The following is a 1756-nucleotide window of genomic DNA, read 5'->3' on the forward strand; positions in this document are numbered from 1 at the left end:
CCTTCTTGGTCGAAAGATCTGATCACGAAGAGGGCGATTAGTTCAATTTTTTATCCCGAGTTCAGGTTATCTACTTTGGCTACCTCATAGGTTTGAGTGTTCCAGTCAAAATAATATTCAACTCCTTGCCATTCATAGACGGTACCGGCCGCTCGCTGAATCACTTTGGCATTTTCAGGTAAACGACTTAATCCTGAGGCATATTGAATCTGAGTAGTCGTTCGCTGCGGCGCAGATATCACCACAGGCTCAACCACTTGATAGCTTTGGATTGGTGCAACATTAACCGTTCGATAAGGATAAAAATTATCGTTGTTACCACGATACTCATCTATTCCCCAGCGATTATCATATCGACTGCCATATCTACTGCCATATCGATTGTCATAACCATTATATCGACTAAGCCCAATACTAGGTCCCCAAGCACTATTCCAACCGAATCCCCAACGCCATGGGTCACGATAATGCGAAGTATGACCATAATTGTGTCGACCTTCATGCTGATAACCTACCGAATGTGACACTCTAACACCGAGACCATTATCCACAGGCTCTTTCGCCTGCACTGACATAGTCAAACTGCATAATAAACAAACTCCACTCCCCAAAGACCATAGCAACAAAGGGAATTTATTAATTGTCATACGTCACCTCCAGCACATTATCTACATCCATTAGTTTACGCTAAGTCTAATTAAAGTCGATATCCGTAATGGATCTGAAATGATAAGCCTACTCAATTATTATTCAATTCTATCCTCATCTTTCATACCGATAATCATAAGCAAACGGCTTAGAGAATTTCATTCACTCGGTATATCATCAATGAACACCTCCCGAATTGATGCGATTAGATTATTGCTGTTAATGGCTATCGCTTTTAAAAATCATTAATTAATAATCAATAGCGGTAAGTGGTGTCACACCATTGCTTTAAAGAGACTGTCACCTCATCACTTTATTAAATAAAATTCAGATAGTTACTCATAAACGTAAATAACTATTATACAACCTAACAAGTATTGAACGCCGCAGAGCAATACCAATTTATATGGATTGGTATTAACCCTATATTAGAAAAATGCTATAGTGCGCGCCATATTGGTTTGGATTTGATTTACAGGCGGTAAACATGAGTTTTAAAGATTTACGCAGCTTCATCGATCATTTGGAAAAAAATGGCGAGTTAAAGCGCATTAGCTACCCTGTTGACCCTCATTTAGAAATGACAGAGATCGCCGATCGTGTTTTACGATCTGGAGGCCCCGCACTGTTATTTGAAAATCCGACCAATCATACAATGCCAGTACTGGTTAACTTATTTGGTACGCCTAAACGTGTTGCTATGGCATTGGGTAAAGACGATCCTTTGGCTCTGCGAGAAGTCGGTGAGTTATTAGCATTTTTAAAAGAACCCGAGCCACCTACCGGCTTTAAAGATGCCATCGCCAAAATTCCCATGTATAAGCAAGCATTAAATATGCCGCCTAAAACAGTGCGTAATCCGCCTTGTCAGCAAGTGGTTAAAACCGGTGATGAAGTTGACCTAACATCGTTGCCAATTCAACATTGCTGGCCTGGAGATGTCGCCCCATTGGTTACTTGGGGGCTCACGATCACCAAAGGTCCGCGTCAAAAAAGACAAAACTTAGGCATTTATCGTCAACAGTTATTGAGTAAAAACAAGCTGATTATGCGCTGGCTTGATCACCGTGGCGGCGCCTTAGATTTTAAAGACTTTAAACAGCTTCAT

At 40.8% G+C, this 1756-nt stretch carries 2 protein-coding genes; one reads left to right on the forward strand and one right to left on the reverse strand.

The window, feature by feature from the left end; all coding sequences use genetic code 11:
* Positions 1-50: 50 nt before the first annotated feature.
* On the reverse strand, positions 51-647 hold the full coding sequence (locus H5202_RS24080; protein ID WP_220493971.1) for a hypothetical protein: 597 nt from the start codon (positions 645-647) through the stop codon (positions 51-53).
* A gap of 488 nt (positions 648-1135) precedes the next feature.
* Here H5202_RS24080 and H5202_RS21920 point away from each other — a divergent pair.
* The coding region (locus H5202_RS21920; protein ID WP_182773899.1) for a UbiD family decarboxylase domain-containing protein at positions 1136-1756 on the forward strand (621 nt) is incomplete at its 3' end.

Origin of the sequence: Shewanella sp. SG41-4, from assembly GCF_014164505.1 — a bacterium.
Classification (GTDB): Bacteria; Pseudomonadota; Gammaproteobacteria; order Enterobacterales; family Shewanellaceae; genus Shewanella.

Coding starts and splice junctions, on each gene's coding strand:
- H5202_RS24080 (WP_220493971.1), bottom strand. CDS start 647: ATGACAATTAATAAATTCCCTTTGTTGCTATGGTCTTTGGGGAGTGGA.